The 21,760-nt window shown below is 38.9% G+C and carries 12 protein-coding genes; 11 read left to right on the top strand and 1 reads right to left on the bottom strand.

Features of this window, described 5'->3' with window-relative positions:
* Positions 1–126: 126 nt before the first annotated feature.
* Entirely contained in the window at positions 127–1,578 is a 1,452-nt protein-coding gene (locus A8708_RS16245) for a cellulase family glycosylhydrolase (RefSeq protein ID WP_167355895.1), read from the bottom strand.
* Between the two features lie 419 nt (positions 1,579–1,997).
* Between A8708_RS16245 and A8708_RS16240 the strand changes: the two genes are divergently transcribed.
* The 11 genes from A8708_RS16240 to A8708_RS16190 all read left to right on the top strand — a co-directional run bounded on the left by A8708_RS16240 (position 1,998) and on the right by A8708_RS16190 (position 21,697).
* The gene (locus A8708_RS16240; protein ID WP_204787565.1) at positions 1,998–5,060 is read left to right on the top strand and encodes a glycosyl hydrolase; all 3,063 of its coding nucleotides are present in this window, start codon (positions 1,998–2,000) and stop codon (positions 5,058–5,060) included.
* Positions 5,061–5,181: 121 nt separating this feature from the next.
* Positions 5,182–7,833: a family 78 glycoside hydrolase catalytic domain gene (locus A8708_RS16235; protein WP_068665184.1), complete on the top strand. Its 2,652-nt coding sequence runs from the start codon at positions 5,182–5,184 to the stop codon at positions 7,831–7,833.
* Between the two features lie 140 nt (positions 7,834–7,973).
* Positions 7,974–9,614, top strand: coding sequence for a sensor histidine kinase (locus A8708_RS16230; RefSeq protein WP_068665182.1), 1,641 nt, complete (start codon positions 7,974–7,976; stop codon positions 9,612–9,614).
* Positions 9,607–11,244 carry a response regulator transcription factor gene (locus A8708_RS16225; protein ID WP_068665180.1) on the top strand — a complete coding sequence of 546 codons (1,638 nt, stop codon included), beginning with the start codon at positions 9,607–9,609 and terminating at the stop codon, positions 11,242–11,244. The genes A8708_RS16230 and A8708_RS16225 overlap by 8 nt, the downstream gene beginning before the upstream one ends.
* A 27-nt stretch (positions 11,245–11,271) precedes the next feature.
* Positions 11,272–12,969: a type 2 periplasmic-binding domain-containing protein gene (locus A8708_RS16220; protein ID WP_068665178.1), complete on the top strand. Its 1,698-nt coding sequence runs from the start codon at positions 11,272–11,274 to the stop codon at positions 12,967–12,969.
* A 193-nt stretch (positions 12,970–13,162) separates the two neighbouring features.
* Positions 13,163–14,839: an extracellular solute-binding protein gene (locus A8708_RS16215; protein WP_082927551.1), complete on the top strand. Its 1,677-nt coding sequence runs from the start codon at positions 13,163–13,165 to the stop codon at positions 14,837–14,839.
* Between the two features lie 72 nt (positions 14,840–14,911).
* Positions 14,912–15,823, top strand: coding sequence for an ABC transporter permease (locus tag A8708_RS16210; protein WP_068665176.1), 912 nt, complete (start codon positions 14,912–14,914; stop codon positions 15,821–15,823).
* 13 nt (positions 15,824–15,836) lie between these two features.
* Positions 15,837–16,721, top strand: coding sequence for a carbohydrate ABC transporter permease (locus A8708_RS16205; RefSeq protein ID WP_068665174.1), 885 nt, complete (start codon positions 15,837–15,839; stop codon positions 16,719–16,721).
* A gap of 74 nt (positions 16,722–16,795) precedes the next feature.
* Positions 16,796–18,565 (top strand): sensor histidine kinase, encoded by a 1,770-nt coding sequence (locus A8708_RS16200; protein WP_068665172.1) that lies wholly within the window; start codon positions 16,796–16,798, stop codon positions 18,563–18,565.
* Positions 18,558–20,156, top strand: coding sequence for a response regulator (locus A8708_RS16195; protein WP_068665170.1), 1,599 nt, complete (start codon positions 18,558–18,560; stop codon positions 20,154–20,156). Before A8708_RS16200 ends, A8708_RS16195 begins: the two co-directional genes overlap by 8 nt.
* Positions 20,157–20,338: 182 nt before the next feature.
* Entirely contained in the window at positions 20,339–21,697 is a 1,359-nt protein-coding gene (locus A8708_RS16190; RefSeq protein WP_068665168.1) for an ABC transporter substrate-binding protein, read from the top strand.
* The last annotated feature ends 63 nt before the right edge of the window (positions 21,698–21,760 follow it).

Raw genomic sequence — 21,760 nt, 5'->3', positions numbered from 1 at the left:
TTAGAGTGAGCTCCACAATCCAATTAAAGTTAAACAAGCTGACACAGATGAAATTCCCGTGTCAGCTTACTTTTAATACCCTAAGATTTTGCTGTTGAGCAATTGCTCAACGGCTGTTTTTTTGAGCTAATTAATTATAATGCCCGCTACGGAATAAGCAGGAATTGATACATTGGATATACTGAGGTTTCCACTTGTTAATGGTACATTTGTAAATGTTTGGGTAGCAGTGCTTCCAGTATTTGTTGAGCTTGCTATATACACTGTGACTGTTCGTGTGCCGTTAGAAGCATTAATGTTGGTGAAGTTTACATTTACAGTTTTTGCTGATGAGGTATCGTTAACCATCGTGCCAACTACGTTACCAGCACTATTTATGGCACCAACCGCAGTATCAACTACACCTGCATAAGTTGCCGTATATGCCTTAAAGGTACCGGCTCCCAGCTTCATAGAGGAGCTAAGCAGTCGGAATGCATTGGTTTGCGACATCAGCGTTGCAGTATTATTGTTCCAAGTGTAAAGCCCTTGTTTGATGACGCAGCTTGGACAATCCTCATATGGTGAAAGCACAACGTTAGTAGGCAAAAACGACATAAACGCCGCGCCTTTAACGGATGGTTGAAGCATAAATTTCATTAATGTCGTACCGACAAATGTAGCTGCCTGATTGCCCACAACATGCGGATCGGTCGTATCCCCAACATAAGTGTAATTCCACTCATCTATGAAAATGGGAAGCCCGGCTCTTCCTGAATTACTCAACAATGTATTCATTGCTCCTATTTGAGATTTTGCGACAGGGTCACTGCTGTAAGCGTGATAACTCACAAATTGAATATCAGTTGATGAAAGCCTAGTGTCCCTAAGAATAGTTCCTAAAGCACCAAAATCCCCGCCTTGCTTATCATCTCCATCACCGCCAACTTGGACAGTTGTATTTACTGCCCTAATAGCCTTCACTGTATAGTAATATATATCTTTAGCAGCAGTTTGTTGGGAAGTATAAGGACTGCCTGATCGTGATAGCATATTGCTGGTCATCGGTTCATTCAAGGGTTCAACATAATCAAGCTTAGATCCATATTTAGTAATAATTTTTTTGATAATATCTTGATATACACTCCAGTCTTTTGGAACGCCTTTAGCGTTACCACTATAAGTAAGCCAAGGTGGAGCATAAAACATATTTAACATTGTAGTTATACCGTTTGCTTTTGCAAAATCAACCCACTGTAGTCCAGTCCAATCCCACGTATTTGGATCTTGTACATTATTCACATTGTTTTTGTAATCCGCGAGGGTGATGTTACTGGGCAGGAGAGTGTCCATATGGATTGTACCTCGTTGATACTTAAAAGCTGCACCTTTCAGTTTGGGATAAACATTTGAGTTATGCTCTGGACTAGGTTCATTGGAACCGCCGAATAGTAGTGGGCTGCCCGAACTGTTTGTTGCCGTTTTGTAGTTAAAAGTTACCGTTCCGGCTGCATAGGCAGTTTGAAATGTTCCGATTATTGTAGTAGTGACGACTAAAGACATTGCAATTAAAAATGATTTCAATGTTTTGGATTTCAAAATTTTTGCACTCCCTTCATAGTAAAACCATTTTAATTTGTTGAGTATGAACATAGTGGAAATCGATAATCTTTTGTAACTGCTCCTCCATTCTACATAAATTTTTAAGATGTCTGTTGTGTGTAATCATAGTTGCTTATTTATTGTAAATTTTTTCTAAATGACTATCGGTATAAAATATTAATATTCATTATACTTTTTTTGCTTTTTTGTATGAATGGCAAAATAAGGTGCCCACCATCTTTTGAAGGGGGGTACCTTATTTTATTCTTCAAAGAAGAAAGGCTAAAAAATTGAAAGAGATGTTAACAAAGTGCAATCTTCAGCATGTAATTATTTGTGTAGAATGAAAAATAGCCATAGCTTATTCAAGTAATTAGATGGAGTTGATTTCGTTGAATATTAGCAATTTAAAGAAAATGTTTGAACAACCTCCAGTAGAATATAAAGGAGTACCTTTCTGGTCATGGAATGATACACTCGAGCAGGATGAACTTGATACCCAGGTGAAAGGATTCAAGGAACAGGGAATGGGCGGGTTCATGATGCATGTTCGAGAAGGTCTGGAAACGCCCTACTTGAGCCATGAATTCATGGAACGTATAAAACAAACCGTAGAGACAGCCAAACAGGAATCCATGCATGCATGGTTATATGACGAAGACCGATATTCATCTGGCATGGGCGGGGGACTCGTGCCGAAGATGGGCGGAGATGAAGTTCGTGCTAAGGCACTTACTTTAGAAGTAGATGTCGAATTCTTGTACAGCGAGTCAATTGTTGCAGTTTATATGGCTGAAGTTCAAGGCAATGAAGTCATACATTTTGAGCAAATCGGGCCAACTTTAGCTGAGCCACTTCCACATGGCAACGTTTATTTGGTTTTCCGCCGCGAGATAGCTATTGCAAACGAATGGTGTCATGGAGATTCGTATACAGATAATTTAAATCCAAAAACGGTAGAGTTGTTCATTCAATCAACATACGAGGCTTACAAGGATGCTGTAGGTAGCGAATTTGGAAAAACAATTCCTGGTATTTTCACTGACGAGCCTTCTATCCGTGGCTTTGGACAAAATCGAAGCGCCTATGCGTGGACGCCATGGACGGACTTATTTCCTACGTATTTTAAGGAAAAGTGTGGTTATGAGCTATGGAGTGTGCTGCCCTACTTATTCTTCACTGGTGAGAAATCTGCAAAGACAAGACACGATTATTGGAGAACGATGACTCAATTGTTTACTGATTCTTACACCAAACAATTAGGGGATTGGTGTAAGGAAAATGGCATTCAATTTAGTGGTCATTACCATTCTGAGGGCAATTTGGTCTCTTCTGTGCAAACAACAGGTGCAGTCATGCCACACTATCGATACATGGATATTCCTGGTATTGATACGCTGTGTGAGCAGACCGATGAAAGCCTTACGATAAAACAAGTGGCAAGCGTAGCTAATCAATATGGCAAAAAGCGTGTTATTACCGAAACGTATGGCGTCACAGGGTGGGAGCTTACTTTCGAAGGCCGAAAATGGATGGGTGATTGGCAATTCGTTCTTGGTATTAATTATTTAACGCACCATCTTGCACTTTACTCGCTAAAAGGTTGCCGTAAACGGGACTATCCGCCAAGTTTTAATTACAATACGAATTGGTGGGAATATAATCATATTCTTGAGGACTATTATTCAAAATTAAGTGCTGTTCTCAGTCAGGGTAAGGTAGTTCGGGACGTACTTATAGTTCACCCTGTATCAACTGTATGGGCGATGCTTGGTATTGATGTGAATGGAAGATGGGGCAATTCCGCTGGCAATCATGACGAACTACAAGCATTTAATCGTCAATTTAATGAATTTATTGACCTAATGCTTGCTGCTCATTACGATTATGATCTTGGTGACGAGACTATCTTGCAAGAAACAGGACAGATTATTGACGGAAAGTTTCATGTCAATAAAGCAGCATATGAAGTAGTCGTGTTGCCTTCGATGGTTAATATATTCGGCAGCACGGTAGATCTTATTCGTCAATTTATCGATGCAGGTGGAAAAGTTGTAGCAGTAGGGAGTCTTCCTAATCTTGTAGATGGTAATATCTCGGATGAGGTTCTTCAGCTTTCGGGGCATCCTAATTTCATTCTTGTTGATGAGGCAGGAGCAGTTCCATTTGAACTTGAAAAGATTTTGGATCGAAAAGTCAGCATCAGGGATCGCAAAATGAGGGAAGCCGACACTTTCTTATATATGCAAAGGCAGATGGATGATGGGCAAGTCGTGTTTGTTGTAAATAAAGATCGCACTAATGAACACGTGGTTGAAATTCAGCTTGTCGGGTACGGGGATGTAGAAATCTGGGATCTCCTAAGTGGTGATATAAGTCGAGTTGAAACCCAAAGCGTAGATGGTGGAGTGTGTTTTAAACAAACCTTTGGTCCTACGGATTCCAAATTGTATGTGATGAATAACGCCATAAAACCAGTTGAGGTTGTACGCACTAATAATTGGATGTTCAATCCACCTCAAGAGCAGAAGGTGGAAATAGTAACTGCTCTTGGACCGGTAAGTTTGTTTAGCCGTACAGCACCTAATGTGCTAGTGTTGGACAAGTGCCGCTATCAAATTGAAACAGGCGATTGGTCAGCAGTGACAGACGTTTGGCAAGCACAAAGGGATATTCGGTCAACACTCGGAATGCGCCAGGTTTACTTTAATGGTGGGCTGCAGCGTCATCTTTGGATCCACCAGTCGCATGAGAATGATCATTCACGGATCACTTTTGAATTTACAATCCATGTGTCAGACGTGCCAGAAAAAGAAGTATATCTGGTTGCTGAACAAGCGCAGCGATTTGAGGTAAGTTTAAACGGTCAAAAGGTAGATGATGGAGTCACAGGTTGGTACTTAGATCGTTGCATGGGAACAATTAAGCTTCCTACATTAGTTAATGGTTTAAATACACTATTGCTTACTTGTTCATATACGCATGAAATGGAAATGGAAGACTGCTTTTTAATAGGTGAATTCGCACTAGGGTCTGATCGTCAGATTATTAAGGAGCCGGAATTGCTCAGATTCGGAGACTGGTGTCTTCAGGGCTATTTACACTACTGTGGAAGTATGATTTATCATTTGAAATACGAACATTCCGAATCAAAAGACTGCCGCATGATAATGGAGTTAGGTGATTTTGCCGCAGTTACAATTGTCGTCCGGGTAAATGGAAATGAAGTTGGACATATCCCTTGGCGTTCAGCTAAAAACATAGATGTTACGGATTTTCTGAAACAAGGTCAGAACTCGATTGATATCGAGGTCGTTGGAAGTCCTCGTAATATGCTCGGCCCATTGCATCAGGCAGGAACGGCATATGATTGGAAGGAATGGTGGGACTATCGACGTACTGGGCAGGAATATACGCCGGAATATGTAACTGTTCCTTATGGGTTGATGAGTCAGATTCATATGTATAAGAAGCTATAAAGCCGTCAAAAGTTAAAAATCAATATAAAGCTCAGTTCGCTCTTTGCGACTGGGCTTTCTTTCTTAAGAATTTAAGTTATGTATATCTTTTAGAATCACAGATTGAAAAAGGAGAAAACAAATGAGACCGATTCTCTTAAAAATAAAAAACTTTGCTTCACCCCTGGGGATTACTGCGAGTAAACCGATATTTTCATGGCAGCTTCAGAACGAGAAACAGAATGAGCACCAAACAAGATATAGAATTGTGGTGGCTGAAGACCAGCAGTCCCTGGCGTTAGCTCAGAATCTAGTATGGGATAGCGGTATAATTACGTCCTCAGAACAACTGGCTGTGAGCTACGCAGGGTTACCACTTGGTAGTGTCACAGACTACTACTGGCAAGTGGAAGTATGGGATCAAGATGATCATATTTCATGGAGCGATGTGTCATCATTTGTAACTGGTTACTTGGAGGATTCATGGAAAGCCAAATGGATCGGCAGTGGACAAAGTAAGCCATTCTATACCCGCCGCTCCTTTGAAATTAACTCTAAAGTGAGAAAAGCCTATGTTTTAGTTTCAGGTCTAGGGCATTTTAATTGTTATATGAATGGCAGCAAAATAGGGAATCATGAGATGGATCCGGGATGGACGAACTACCATAAGTCCATACAGTATATCTGTTTTGATGTGACAGATGTTTTGACTCAGGGTTGGAATGTTATGGGGTTGCATGTTGGCAACGGATTTTTTGCTGGAGACAGCGGGGGTAGGCACTTTTACACGATGGACAAAGGTTATGAGCCATACGGCAGTCAACTTATGACTATAGCTGAATGCCACATCGAGTATGAGGACGGAAGTCGTTCAATTATACTTACGAATGATGAAGATTGGCAGGTGCGGAATAGCGCCACCACGCTAGCTAACGTATATGGATCTGAAAATTTTGACGCTCGTCTATACCCACACGGCTGGTCGCAAGTAGGTTATAACGATTCAGATTGGCTGAAAGCAGTGATCTTGAACCCTCCTACTGGAGAATTGGTTGTGCAAAATCAGCCTGCTATTACTGTGAAAAATATCTACAATGCCATTCAAATTAACGAACCGTTACCTGAGGTTTTTGTGTTCGATTTAGGGCAAAATATGTCAGGCATGTTTGAAATTTATGTTAGTGGTTCAGCAGGAACAAAAGTTACGATCAAACCAGGTGAATTAATGAGGGAAGACGGAACCATCGCGACACCTTGGGATATAGTTACGTACTCCGAGTATATACTGGAGGGGACTGGCGAAGTTGAAGTATGGAAACCTGATTTCTCCTGCTATGGGGCAAGATGGGTACAGATTGAAGGTTGTACACGAGATGTAGAGAATAAATACAAGCCATTTATACATGATGTAAAGGGGCATTTCGCTACATCAGACTCGGTTGATACAGGCGAACTGGAAACGAATGATCCCAGAATTGGAAAGCTTGCAGATATCATTACGAAAGCTATTGAAAGCAATCTGCAAAGTGTTCATTCAGACTGTCCGACGATTGAGAAGTTAGGTTGGATTGAAACCGCTGGCCTAATGGGTCCCTCCATCATGTATGTGAAACATGTAGAAGACCTATGGCTCAAGATTGTACAGGATATGATAGAAGCTCAAACAGATGAAGGCCTTATACCCGATATTGCACCAGAATACTCTAAATTTGAAGAAGGATTTCGTGATTCTATTGCATGGGGAAGTTCTATTTTAACCGTCCCGGACTTGCTTTTAGAGACATATGGAAATAAAACAGCAATTGAATTGGCCTATCCGGCAATGAAAACCTATATGGCTTACTTGAAGTCGAAAGAAGTTTATGGTGGACTGATTAATCATGGTCTTGGGGATTGGGGTATTCATCCACAAACGGGTGGTGATTATATCGAGAATGTGGAGTCTGCGATTTATTATGGGAATTTCCGACTAATGGTTAAATTTGCTGAACTACTGGGACTGCCAGCTGATGCTAATTACTACTTGGAAGAGTCAGAAAGGATACGTAAGGTTTACAACTCACTGTTACTTAAGACGGTTACTTGCTTCGGTCAAATTCGCACTGTGTATTGTAAAATTGACGGCAAGTTTGATTCTGATAATCAGGTTATCCAGGCAATGCCACTGTTTTTCGAATTAGTTCCTGAAGCCAATCGAAAGGAAGTTGAATTAACTCTTCATAAAACCGCCTCTTCACGGCAAATACATTCAGGAGAGATAGGTCTTAGGTTTTTATTTGGAGCGCTGTCAGCAACGAAACGCAATGATATTGTGTTTGATATGATGATGCAACCAGAGCATCCGAGTTACATACGATTCGTCGAAAAAGGAGAGACAGCACTGCCGGAGTTCTGGACAGATGATGCACGTTCACGTAATCATGATATGATGGGACATATATTGGAATGGCTTTACAAGGATTTACTCGGTATATCATCAATCTCGGGAGCCTATAAAGAAATTAGTATTGCACCGTACCTATGTGAGAAACTTCACCATGTGCGCGGCAAATATCATTCAGTCAGAGGATTAATTGAAGTCGATTTTTCACATTCCAAAGAGAAAGTCAGTTTAGCTGTGAGCATTCCAGCTAATACATCCGCACAGGTGCGTATTCCAATTCTTGGGATAGGTGCATTGGTGTTAGAGAACGGCTATCCAATTAGCCATGATGTTGTGTATGAAGGTGGATACTATTATACGATAGTTAGAGTTGGTTCGGGCAACTATCAGTTTGAAACCTGTTTTAAGTAAGTTAATAGGAGGACATCCTTATTCGCTATCGAAAATTTCAGCTAAAATCAATTTTTAGTAAGTTAATCATCAGTTTTATTATTGCTATCATACCTATCTATGTGTTCAGCCTTTATTTATATAATTGGGATATATCACATATGAAGAAATACATTACTGAACAATCCATGGAACAATCAGATTACTACCTCAAAAATTTAGAAAATACAATTAATAAAATTTCCTTAATGCAGTTTGAAATGTTAACAGACCGTTATGTGAATCAAATTGCTATCGGCTATGATAGTCATGATTCATATGCGAGAATACAGGCTATTCTTTCTGTTCAGTCAAGACTGCAGTCAATCAGAAATATGAGTCCCATTGTGGAAGATATAAAATTATATGCACCTAAAGAAAACATAGCTTTATCCGCGGTGACTGGACTAGGCGAATTTGACTCCCAAATGATAAATGAGAAGAATTTAAGGCACCCATCCCAAATTGTGTATAGCAGTGGGAAGCTTTATATGACCATTTCAGATCTATCTCCAATAACAATTGATCCAATGAAAGAGACACCGACCGTAATTTTAGAAATAGAATTATCAATTCCTGAAATTGAAAATGACTTAGTTCAGTCGAATATTAGAACCTATAGTGGAATTGTGATTCTAAGAATAGGTGATCAATATCAGTTTACTTACGATAGTAATGGAGAGAATCAATTTGAACCATTTCTAAAATCAGAGACTGATGGTAATTCCAATCAATTACAGCTTTCAGAAGAAAGAAATATATCTGGGAAGTCTTACATGGTCATTCAGGTTGCCGCATCAAAAGATAACAAGCTGCTTCTCCAACAGTTTATTCCAAAAGATGTCATTTTCAAGCAAGTGCATAGAAGAGCTATTTGGTTCTGGATTTTTACAGTATTGACGTTCGTCGCTATTTGCTTTTTTCTTGCTTACAACAATAATACGATTCACCGCCCGCTGCTTCAAATGGTACGTGCGTTTAAACGGGTGGAAGAGGGGAATTTGGAAACGGTCATACATCATAACCATCAGGATGAGTACAGATACCTGTATGAACAGTTCAACTGGACTGTGGATAGTCTTCGGCATTTAATAGATGAGCAGTACAGGAAAACCATCTTGCTTCAGACAGCAGAATTAAAGCAGCTGCAATCTCAAATTAATCCTCATTTTCTGTATAACAGTCTTTTTATCGTTGTTCGAATGATCAAATTAGAGAAACTGGAAGAAGCGGTTATTTTTGTTGACCAATTGGCTCAATATTTCAGATTTGTCACTAAAAACTCAAGTGATTTGGTTGTTCTGGAAAATGAGGTTCAACACGCTAAAAATTATGCGAATATCCAACAAACACGATTTAACAACCGAGTGACACTCATTTTTGGAGAAGTACCTGAACGCTTCAAGCCTCGACAGGTCCCCCGACTCATTATTCAACCGTTGATTGAGAATGCTTATATACATGGGATGGAGGACAAGTTGGATAAAGGCGTTTTGTCTATTACTTTTGAACTGAACGATCAACAACTGAAAATATGCGTTGAAGATAATGGGGATCGTGCAGAGGATAATTTGGCACGCATTCATGCATGCCTGAATACCGATGATTCTTTTGATAAGGAAACAACAGCTATTCGCAATGTCGACCGGAGACTCAAATCTGTATTTGGTCCAAATAGTGGATTGAATGCTTCTTTAAGTCGTCGATATGGGGGGATTTGTATTTGTATTATCATTGAGGGGGAGGATTTATCACATGCATAAATTGCTGATTGTTGATGACGAGCCTTATATTCTAGAAGGTTTAGTTGAGTTGTTCACTGAAAATGAGCAACTGGAGCTTACTATATTTAAGGCATCATCCGCTTTTGAGGCGATAGCAATTTTAGAGCGTGTCCGTATGGACATTGTGCTTACTGACATTCGAATGCCACAAATGTCAGGCCTTCAATTACTAGATCAAATTAAAATGCGTTGGCCGCGCTGTAAAGTGATTTTTCTTACGGGACATAATGAATTTGATTACGTTTATCAAGCAATTCAATATTCGGATGTCCGGTATGTGTTAAAAGCAGATGGCGATGCACTAATTCTGGAAAATGTCTCACTTGCCATTAAAGATGTTGAAACTGACTTACTCATGGAAACGCTCACCGATAAAGCGGATATTTATTATAAAATGCATATTGAGCACATGAGAACGTTATACATCACTGATTTGATGGAAGGTTCACTCAAAGTGAGTGATATTAATCAACAACAGTTCAAGGAGTTATCTATTTGTTTATCTGTCAATCAACCCTTTATTCTTGTATTGATTCGTATGGATGATGCTGAAGGTATGTCAAGAACGGAAATAAATAACCAATTTGTTTCAATTCAAAATGTAGCTCATATGCTTCTAGGCTCATTGACTGAAGTTGTGAGCAGTATATACAGCCCGTCCTATATTATTGTTATGCTTCAACCGAAAACTCAGATGAACCTGAGTTGGGAGCGTGCATGTTCTTTTGTTGGTGGTACGCTAGAAACATTGTTGAAAACTGCCCAGATGTCATGGAGAGCTCCGCTGTCAGTTGCTTGGCTTAACAAATCATCGCTAATAGATGAACTACCTCAACACTTTTCATTTCTAAAACTGTTATTGATGCAGTTTTATGGTGAGAGGGGAATGATATTAACGGATGCAAACGATCACTGGGGATCACCAAATCATCAGAACTTATCTGATGCGATCGAGGGACATGTCTTAATCAAAAAGGCTGGGCAATTACAAAATCATTTGGAGACAAGACAGCAAGAGGCTTGTTTTAGAGCGATTGCCGAGTTTAAGGAGGCCTTACATGGACCGATTGATAAGGATAACACATTTGTCTTTGAACTCTTTTATCTGCTGGGGCTAGGTTTTAGTTCGTTATATACGAATTTGGAAGAGAGAGATCGAAGTGTACATTTGTCATTGCTAACAAGATGGCAAGAACTGTTTTTACAAGGCAAATGGGAGGCTGTTTGGGATTATGCGAAGGAAATGACGAATTTCCTGTTTGAGTTAAACAGAGAACAGATGGGGAAGGAAAAGGAAAGGGCGATATACCAGGTAAAACAATATATTAATAAACATTTGGATGGCGATCTGACGCTTATTCATCTTGCTGAACAGATCTATTTAACGCCTGAATATTTGTCGCGGCTGTTTAAACAAACGGAGGGAATGACGTTATCGGATTACATTACAAATCTTAAAATTCATTCTGCTAAAGAAAACCTTAAAAACCCTGCTCTTCAAATTCAAGAAGTCGCGAGCCAATTAGGTTTTACTACTGCAGGCTATTTTAGCAGATTTTTTAAAAAAGTGGTCGGCATAACACCGCAAGAATACAGGAACCGCGCTTAGCAAATGAACGGGCGAAAGGGGAATTGAATGACTACATTTAAGAGTATGTTTGTTTGTCCAACAATTGCTGCTTTTTTACTAATTTTCCTCGTCGCTTGCACGAACAATGGTGAAGAAACTACAAGTTTACCATCCAATAATCCAAACGCCGACACCAATTTGAAACCGAATCCAGATATCATGGCAAAATATGATCCGCCAATTACTATAAAAACAATCTTTGAAGTCAATGAGGCAATAAAGGAACAATATTCAGATTTAGGTTTGAAGAATAATTTATGGAACAAGGCAATGAAAGACGAATTAGGTATTAACCTGGTGTATAAATGGATTACTCGCTCTACTGAGCAATCATTGCAAAAAGTTTCAATAGATATTGCTTCGGGTGACCTACCGGATATTTTTAACGTAAATATTGAGCAGCTAGCTTTACTGTCCAAAGCGGAATTGATTAATAAAGATCTTGGACCTATCTATGATCAATATGCGTCCCAATTGACAAAAAGTATCATGAAACAGGAAGGCAATGCAGCATTTCAAGCGGCAATGTCCGATGGCAAGCTCACTGCCATTCCCATGACGAACTCTTCAGGTGATGCTGCTTCCTTCATGTGGATACGCAAAGATTGGCTGCTACAATTGAACCTTCAAGAGCCAAAAAATTTAGATGAATTGCATGAAGTGATAAAAGCATTCGTAAAAGCAGACCTAGGTAAAACAGGCAAACCTGTCGGACTTATGCTGAGTAAAGATTTCTTACAACAAGGCGCAGCTGAAGCTATCGGAATTTTTAACGGATTCCATGCTTATCCGCAAACCTGGATTAATGATTCATCAGGGCATTTGGTCTACGGCAGCACGCTGCCAGAAATGAAGAAAGCACTGACTTATCTCCAAACGTTATATAAAGAAGGTTTGATTGAAAAGGATTTTGCAGCCAAGGACTGGCAGAGGGCTACGGATGCCGCTGCAGCAAATCGATCAGGCGTGGAATTTGGTGCTATGTGGAACGCAATGACGCCGTTGCAGAAAACGAAAGATAATTTTCCGGATTCTGATTGGAGAGGATTGGGCATTCTCTCAAGTGATGATCAACCTGCAAAAGCAAAAATTAATTTAAACAACGAAAATTATATCGTTGTGAAGAAAGGATTCGGACATCCAGAAGCTGTGATTAAAATTCTAAATCTTTTCACTGAAAAATCATTTGGCGAAAATATGGATGAATATAATAAATTTTATAATGTTGGGGATGGGATAACAGACCCTTCAAAAAACCCTGGCCTTCATTACATGCCTTTCCGCGCATGGCCTACGAAGAAGAATCTACAAGCACACGAAAATGTGGTAAACGCGTTGAAAACGGGTGATGTATCCAAGTTGACTCCGGAGCAAAGAGGATACTATGAAAACATTCTTAAATACAAGGCTGGAGATAACAGTATGGCTCAATATGAAAAAGTTTTTGGTGTAACAGGTTCCTACAATGCAATGAAAATGTATTATGACAAAAACCTATTTATGATGGATAGTTTTTATGGCTCTCTAACCGAGACGATGAAATCAAAAATGAAAATTATTAGTGACAAAGAAATGGAATACTATACAAAAGTTATTATGGGAGTTGAATCGGTTGATAACTTCGATGTATTCATACAGGAATTGAATAAAATAGGGCTGCTGCAAATAACGAAAGAAGTTAATGAATGGAATAACAATAAATAGAAATTATGGATTTAATAAAGAGAAACTGAGAGTAAACATGCTCTCTGTTTCTCTTTATTTGCTTTAACGGATATGTGGAAATTTAAGAAGTCAACAAAGTGTAAGCGATGTCAATAACGTGATATCGCTTGCGTATTTGTCATGTTCTATCATTAAGAATGTAAACAAATCATTCATATTGGGGGAACAGACAGTGAAGAAAAGTTTATTAGTACTTAGCACAGTTATTTTAAGTGCCGGAATTATGGCTGCATGTGGCGAGAAAAAAGATAGTGCTACCAATAGTGCAACGCCTGCAGCAACTGCATCTGCAACTACACCTGCAACTTCTGCAGATCCTAACGCGAAGTATGATCCACCACTGAAAGTTTCGATCGATTTTCAAATCAACGATGCTATGGCAAAGGATTTTAAGGAAGCGGATTGGCCCAACAATCCATGGAATAAAGATTATCGAGATAAGTATGGTATCGACCTGAATGCAACCTGGTTTTGTTCAGGGACTGATTTATGTTCTCAAAAGAAGAGTGTTGCCATCGCTTCTGGAAATATTCCTGATATTATGACAGTCAACATTGAGCAATTAGCATTATTGTCTAAAACGAATTTAATTCGAACAGATCTCAAAGATGTGTATGATAAGTATGCTTCAAAACTAACGAAGGATACCGTGGGTGAATCAGGCCAAGCACCATGGGATTCGGCAACATTTGGTGGTAAGGTCTTGGCTATTCCACAAGTAGATTCGTCTATTGATACAGCATCATTCTTATGGATGCGGCAAGACTGGCTGGACAAACTGCAACTTAAAGTCCCTAAGACATTGGATGAACTATATAACGTAATGAAAGCGTTTAAAGAAAAGGATCCAGATGGCAATGGCAAATCAGATACGTATGGTTTAATGCTAAATAAGGACTTTCTTGATCCAGGCGTTGGTGAAGCATTAGGTATATTTAATGGCTTCCAGGCTTATCCGCGTATTTGGTTAAAAGATAGCTCAGGGAAGCTTGCTTATGGTAGTGTTCAACCTCAAATGAAAGAAGCACTAGTGTACTTGAACAAACTGTACAAGGAAGGCCTTATTGAGGCGGATTTCGGCGCGAAGGATTCCGCAAAAGCGACAGAACTAGCAGCAAGCGGCAGAGTTGGCATCGAATATGGTGCAATGTGGAACGCCATGTATCCACTTCAACAAACGAAGGATAATTTCAAAGACTCCAACTGGCTCTCATATGGACTTGTTTCTAATAACAGCCAGCCAGCTAAGCCTCAGATCAAGCTAAATGTACGTGGATATTATGTTGTTAATAAAAATTTTAAGAATCCAGAAGCGTTAGTGAAGTTGTTAAATTACTTTGTAGAAGTAAATCGCGGACCGGATGTACAATTATATGACAAATTTTTTGGACCGAAAGGCCCGGGACAACATCCGACAATATTCCAAGAGTGGGCAGCTAAGAAAAATTTGTCAGCGCATCTGAATGTTACGAACGCAATGAAATCAGGGGATGCCGCTAAATTGAATAGTGAAGAGAAAACATATTATGACAATATTAAAAAATATCAAGGCGGCGACAACACGCAAGCACAGTTCGAAAAAGTATTCGGTGAAACGGGTTCGTTCAGAATCATGAATGAATACGACAAAAATAATCTGTTCCTTCTAGACAATTTCTATGGATCTCCAACGGATACGATGAAGAGCCGGATGGATACGATCAAGAAAACAGAGATGGAATTCTTTACAAAAGTTATCATGGGTGCAGAGTCAATCGATCATTTCGATGCATTTGTAGAAAATCTCAATAAGCTTGGATTAACACAAATCACGAAAGAAGTAAACGATTGGGATGCTGCGAAGAAATAAATTAAAACATTAGAAGACGGAGGGAGATAAGTCTCCCTCTACTTCAATTACGAGAGAAATGGAGTTAAGACCATGAATACGACATTTCGAAAAAGAAGAGGTATGCCAAGAGCTGCATTCCACATCATGTTACTGCCGGCAGTAATTCTTATCCTAATCTATAGTTATGGGCCGCTTGCTGGCCTTGCAATTGCGTTTCAGGATTTCATTCCGGCTAACGGTTGGTTTGGCTCACCATGGATTGGAATGGATAATTTCAAATACGTTTGGAATATGCCTGGGTTTATGCAAGTCATGTCAAATACAATAGTGATTGCTTTACTTAAGATTGTTGTAGGTATCGTCCTTCCTATCTGTTTGGCAATCATGCTGAATGAAGTCAAGCATATGATCTTTAAACGTTCAGTCCAGACGCTGGTATATATACCTTATTTTCTGTCTTGGGTAATTCTGTCTGGCATATTGATCGACTTACTCTCCCCCTCGGGTGGATTAGTAAATATTGTTCTATCACAATTTCATATTAAACCTATCTACTTTTTAGGTGATTCAGGTTGGTTCCGGTTCGTTCTTATTGCATCACACATTTGGAAAGAGGTTGGATTTGACACGATTGTCTATTTGGCGGCTATTCTAAGTATTGATAAATCATTGTACGAAGCTTCAGCACTCGACGGCGCGGGACATATGAATCAAATGTGGCATGTGACTCTTCCAGGAATGCGTCCGATTATTGTTCTGCTCACTGTATTAGCTCTAGGAAATGTGTTAAATGCTGGTTTTGATCAGATCTTTAATTTATATAGTCCCCAGGTATACAGTAGTTCGGATATTCTGGACACATTTGTCTATCGACTTGGTATAGAACAAATGCAATACGGCGTGGCGACAGCGGTAGGCCTATTCAAATCAGTCATTTCTTTCATATTTATCTCCACTTCTTACTACTTAGCTTATAAATTAGCAGACTATCGCATTTTTTAAGGAGGTTACAACAATGTTGGAACAGCGAACATTCGGGAGAATATCTTTTCTTATTATTAATTATGCTGCACTTGCCATATTCTCACTGACCTGCGTATTTCCGATCATACACATGCTTGCAATGTCATTTAGCTCTAACTCAGCCGTGACAGCTGGTTGGGTTAGTGTGTGGCCAATTGGATTCACTTTGGATTCTTATAAGTATATCTTGGAAAATCCCGCCTTTGGTCAGTCGTTCCTAGTTGCAGTTGAGCGCGTGATCTTGGGAGTCTCTATAAATATGATATTGACTATCTTGGCTGCCTATCCATTATCTAAAACAAATCGTCGCTTCCCGATGAGGACAGTTTATGCTTGGTTTTTCGCCTTCACTATGATCTTCAACGGAGGGTTGATCCCCAGTTTTATGGTTGTGAAAGCGACAGGACTAATGGATTCAATCTGGGCACTTATTATCCCATCAGCGGTTAACGTTTTTAATATTATTTTAATGTTGAATTTTTTTCGTACGTTACCCAATGAACTCGAGGAGTCAGCGATGATGGATGGAGCTGGAAATTGGCGAACACTTTGGAGCATATATTTACCTATTTCTAAACCTTCAATCGCAACTATTTTATTGTTTTGCATTATTACGCATTGGAATTCCTGGTTTGACGGTTTGATCTATATGAATTCGCCAAGTCATTATCCATTGCAGACCTACTTGCGCACGGTAATCGTTTCTAAGTCATTAACAAATATAAATACAGCTGACTTAACCTTGTTAAACAACATTTCGAATCGTACGGTTATGGCTGCACAACTCTTTGTATCCATACTACCAATTCTTTGCATTTATCCTTTCTTGCAGAAGTATTTCGTTAAGGGTTTAACATTGGGAAGCGTGAAAGGTTAGTCTTAAGAAGCGAGAGTACCCCCTAATGGGGGTATTTGTACTTTTTGCATTTGTTCTGATAGAAAGGACATTCTATGAGAGATCTAAGTATTAAATATAAAATTATTTTAAGTGTGATCGTGTTCGTTGTTATTTTTACAATATTGAATACGTACCAATGGAATTCACGCGTAACGAGCGATACTGAGGCTTCCGCGACTTCGTATATGAATGAAATGCTTAAAGTAACAAATGATAATTTTGAAGTTTCACTGCGGGATGTTGATCATATTGTTACAATGCTCTCCATTAATCCAGATATAATCAATGCGTTTTCCTCAAGCGGTTATTCTTCCCAAATCGATTTTCTGAAGGATGAAAGAAAAATTGAATCGCTGATTGCCAATGAATTGAACTTTAAAAGATATCTTAGTGGCTTAATGGTAACTGACTTAGCTGGCAGAATGACAGGTGCAGGAGATTTTATGCGATTCGATGATGTGAAGACGCAAAGCTGGTATTCCGATGTACTGCAATCTAAAGGACGTAAGTTAATTATAGGGCCGTATTCTTATATAAATGGAGTTGTCGAATTTAAGAATCCTCAAAGCAAAGATTCAGTCATTTCAATTGTGAGACCTATAGTAAAAGAAGACAAGGTCATTGGGTTTGTTAAAGCAGACATTCGATTTAATCTATTGCTAGATATATTTAACGTTAACTTAAAAGACAATGCATCCATTATTATGTTGAATCGTAATGGTGGGTGGATACTGAAACCACCAAGTGAGTTAGAACCTTTTATTTTACCAGAAGCAGTTATGAAAGCATGGGAGAGTAAGCAAGAATACAAAAATAACATTTACTTAGATATCGCTGGGGAAGACACATTAGCTATCTTTAACCATTCTTCTTTTACAGACTGGACTACTGTGGGGCTTATTCCTAAGACAAAATTATTAGAAGGTATTCATAAAACACAAAGAGCTAACTTACTATTTACTTCTTTTTTAGCTCTTATTTCTTTTGCAATTCTGTACGGGATTATTTTAATTCTTACTCGCAACCTACTATTACTGAGCAAAGCCATGAAAAAAATCGATCGCGGCAACCTCGATATTGCCATACAGATCAAGAGCCAAGATGAAGTAGGCCAACTCTACAACCAATTTAATCGAATGGTACAGCGTATTCAGGATTTGGTCGAATCGACAGCTCATAACGAAAGTGAAAAAAGAGTTGCAGAGATGAAAGCGCTGCAAGCACAAATTAATCCTCATTTTTTATACAATACATTAAATACAATTAAATTTTTAGCTCAATTGCAAGGAGCTGAAGGGATTAGGGACGTTTCTGAATCTTTAGCAACGCTGATGCATGTCAATATGGATAGTCGTAGAATGATTACGGTTCGTGAAGAGGTTGAATACTTAACTAATTACCTTCGCATACAGGAATATAAATATAATAGTAAATTTATCTCACGAATATCTGTTGAGAATGAAATAGAGAATGCTAGAATATTAAAGCTTCTGCTTCAGCCGATTGTTGAAAATGCATTAAGACATGGGATTGGCCAAATGAAAGGTCAAGGCATATTAGTGGTAAGAATTTACAAGAGCAATGATTCTTTAATGATTGACATCGAGGACAACGGAGTTGGTATGGATGAAGAGAGAATTATGGAGATTATGCATGACGATTTGAACAACAAAAGCATAGGTATTGTCAATGTTCGAAAACGATTGAGCTTATACTATGGCGAGCTGGCGAGCTTTAACATTGTAAGCGAAAAGTACTATTTCACCCATGTGAAAATTACACAACCTTATATTGTTGAAATAGAGGAGGGTACGGATGGTTAAAATACTGATTGTTGATGATGAGTTACTAGTAAGAACAACAGTAAAGCTTCTGTTGGATTGGGAAAAAAATGGTTATCATATTTGTGGTGAAGCCAAGGACGGGATTGAGGCGTTGTTTATGGTCAAGGAATGTAATCCCGATATTGTATTGACTGATGTGAAAATGCCCAAAATGGGTGGTATTGAATTAATGAATACGTTAAAGGTTCAATACCCTCATATACAGGTCATCATACTAAGTAATTATGATGATTATGATTATGTGCGAAGTGCCTTAAAAGACGGCGTAGTTGATTATATATTGAAACATAATTTACATGCATCGACGATGCTAGACACGCTACTTAGAGCAAAGGAACAGCTTGCCAATAATACAAACACATTCCGATCGTTGGACCAGAACAATTTATTAGCGCTGCGAAACAAGTTTACATTAGACCTACTTTCAGGTTTGTATAGGGAAGAGGAAATTGAGCAGAGACTTGCCGTGTTGGATATAAAATTAGACTTAAGGAATATATGCGTGATTATTATGTGCGTTGACGGATATAAGCAGAAGAATGCGGAGAGAAGTATGAAGGAGATATCCTTATTTAATTTTGCTATTTTGAATATTATCGAGGAAATCTTGAAGGATGAGGATAATGGGGCAATCTGCCATGTGGCTACTGAGCAGTTCGTGCTTCTTCGTTCATTCAAATATGCCGTAAGTTCTTCTACTAATGAACAAGGAACCATGCAAGTGTTGGATAGAGTAAGGCTTTCCTTAAAAAGATATTTGAATATAACTGTGAGTTTTAGTATTGGTCCCAATGCAAGGAACATTGTTGATTTAAAGAGTAGTTACGAGGTTGCAAGGGTACAGATGACATTGAAATTTTTAAAAGGTAAGAATACTGTTATAAAAGAATCATCCCCCACTCAAATGACGAATTCTTTTAAAGGTATCAGCCTGGAAATGGAGAAAAGCTTGATCGCGATGATTCATTTAGAAGATTCAGAGAAGACTAAAACGATGCTGAATCAGGTGTTTCAGATAATCATTCAGAGGAGTCTAGATATCTACAGTTCTCAAATGATTTTTAATGATCTAATCAGTATTGTGAATCGGATATGTAAAGAGCTCCATGTGGAAATTAAGAAAGTATATAATAATAAACCACCTTCGGAAGCCATACAGATCTTTGAGTCCATCAACGATGCAAGACATTGGTTTCACCAAGTTTTTGACAGGTTGTTTGAGGAGTTGTTAGAAACAGGTGAAAAGTACGATTCTTTGCATGTTAATAGGGCTATAACATATATTCATAAACAATATGCAAAAGATATTTCTTTGGATTCAACTGCGCAATCTATTAACATCAGCAAAGTCTATTTAAGTAAAATCTTCAAAGAGCAGGTAGGCATTGGTTTTACCGAATACTTAGCAGAAGTAAGGTTAAAAAAGGTATCCGTGCTGCTTAAAGAGGGGGTGCAGGAGTTGAGAGAAATCGCAGCTAACTGTGGCTTTCATAACTACCCTTATTTTTTTAGCGTTTTCAAGAAACGATACGGTGTCACGCCAAAACAGTATATTGAAGAAGAACACTAAAATATCCCCTTCAACTAGGGCCTGCCATAATGATCGGCGGGCTGTTTTAGTATAATTTATTAATCATTTTTTCCCTTAAAAAACTATACTCAATGATAACAGATTGAAATGATTGATGAAATGTAAATAAGTTATCATGTTCATAGAACCAATTAGTAACTAACTTAAAGGGAGAGATGAAAGTGAAAAGGGGAAAACTTCTTGTATCCACTGGCATGGTTGTCACCATGTTAACCCTAGCTGCATGCGGTAACTCAGCAGGGACTAGCTCGCCAAATGCAACAGCAACAGATAAAGCAGGAGCAAGTTCTCAGACGCCTGCTACAGCTAAAGCTGTGAAAACATTAACACTCGTTGTACATTCTTCTTGGGTAAGACCTGGCTTTCAAGCTGTTGTCGATTTGGTCAATTCCAAATCAGCCGAGCTTGGTGCGAAAATTGAGCTGGAGAAGATAGCAGAGGGCGACGCTGGCGATCAAGTCGTTCAAACGAAATTTGCTGCTGGCGAACCGCCAGATATTCTTTCTTGGTATGATGCTACATGGTCTAGTAAATTAGGTGGAAGCGCTCGACTAGAAGATCTTTCAGGTGACTGGATGAAAAACTATGACAGCAAAGCGCTGGATACTCCTAAATATAAATCAGACGGCAAATTAATTGTAGCTCCATTTGGCGAAGTTGGTACAATGTCTATGTTTTACAACAAGAAAGTTTTCCAAGAAAATGGCCTTCAAGTACCTAAAGACTGGAAAGAATTTCTTGCAATAAGTGAACAATTGAAGGCGAAGGGAATAACACCTGTTTATTTTGCAGGTAAGGATGCTTGGACCTTGCAAATTATACCGCTTGTAGGTGCCGTTCGAGACTCTAAAGAAAAAGTGACACCGACTGCGGATGGATTAAGTACGAATAAAACTCATTTTACGGATCTGAAGTTATTCGTTGATTCGATCAGTAAAGTGAAAGAATTAGCAGATAAGCAGCTCATTAATAAAACATTCTTATCTGATGATGACCAATCTTCTCACCAAGCGTTACTTGACGGGAAGATCGCAATGTATGCTATGGGATCTTGGATCGTACCTGATTTGGTAAAAGCGGATAAGGATAAAGCCAATAATATCGGCGCTTTCGGTATTCCTTTTGATGAAGGTCAACTTATTAATCTTTCACCACCAAGTGGATTATGGGTGCCATCTGAATCCAAGAACAAAGAGTTAGCAAAGAAAGTAGTCGCATTCATGGTATCGCAGGAAGCCCAACAAGCGTACTTTAAAGCGCAACCCGATATTCCTTTTGCTAAAGGTATCCAAGTCAATGGCTTGGTGTCTGCGCAACAGGATATTCAAAAACTAATCGATGAGGGGAAATCATTCCAGTCACCTCTTGATTATACAAAATATCAAAAAGGTCCATTTGAGAAGTATTTGCAAGACATGCTCGTTGGTGGAAAAACGCCAGTAGACGTAGCGAAAGAACTGGACAATGATTTTGCAAAAGCAGCCAAGGCAAAACAAGATCCCAATTGGTCGGCTAAATAAATAAACATAGAGATTTGGAATTCGGTTGACTTACCTATAATCATTGAGGCAAGTCAACCGAGT

Source organism: Paenibacillus oryzisoli (assembly GCF_001653565.1).
In the GTDB taxonomy this organism is placed as follows: domain Bacteria; phylum Bacillota; class Bacilli; order Paenibacillales; family NBRC-103111; genus Paenibacillus_E; species Paenibacillus_E oryzisoli.
This window is presented reverse-complemented; position numbering and strand designations above follow the sequence as displayed.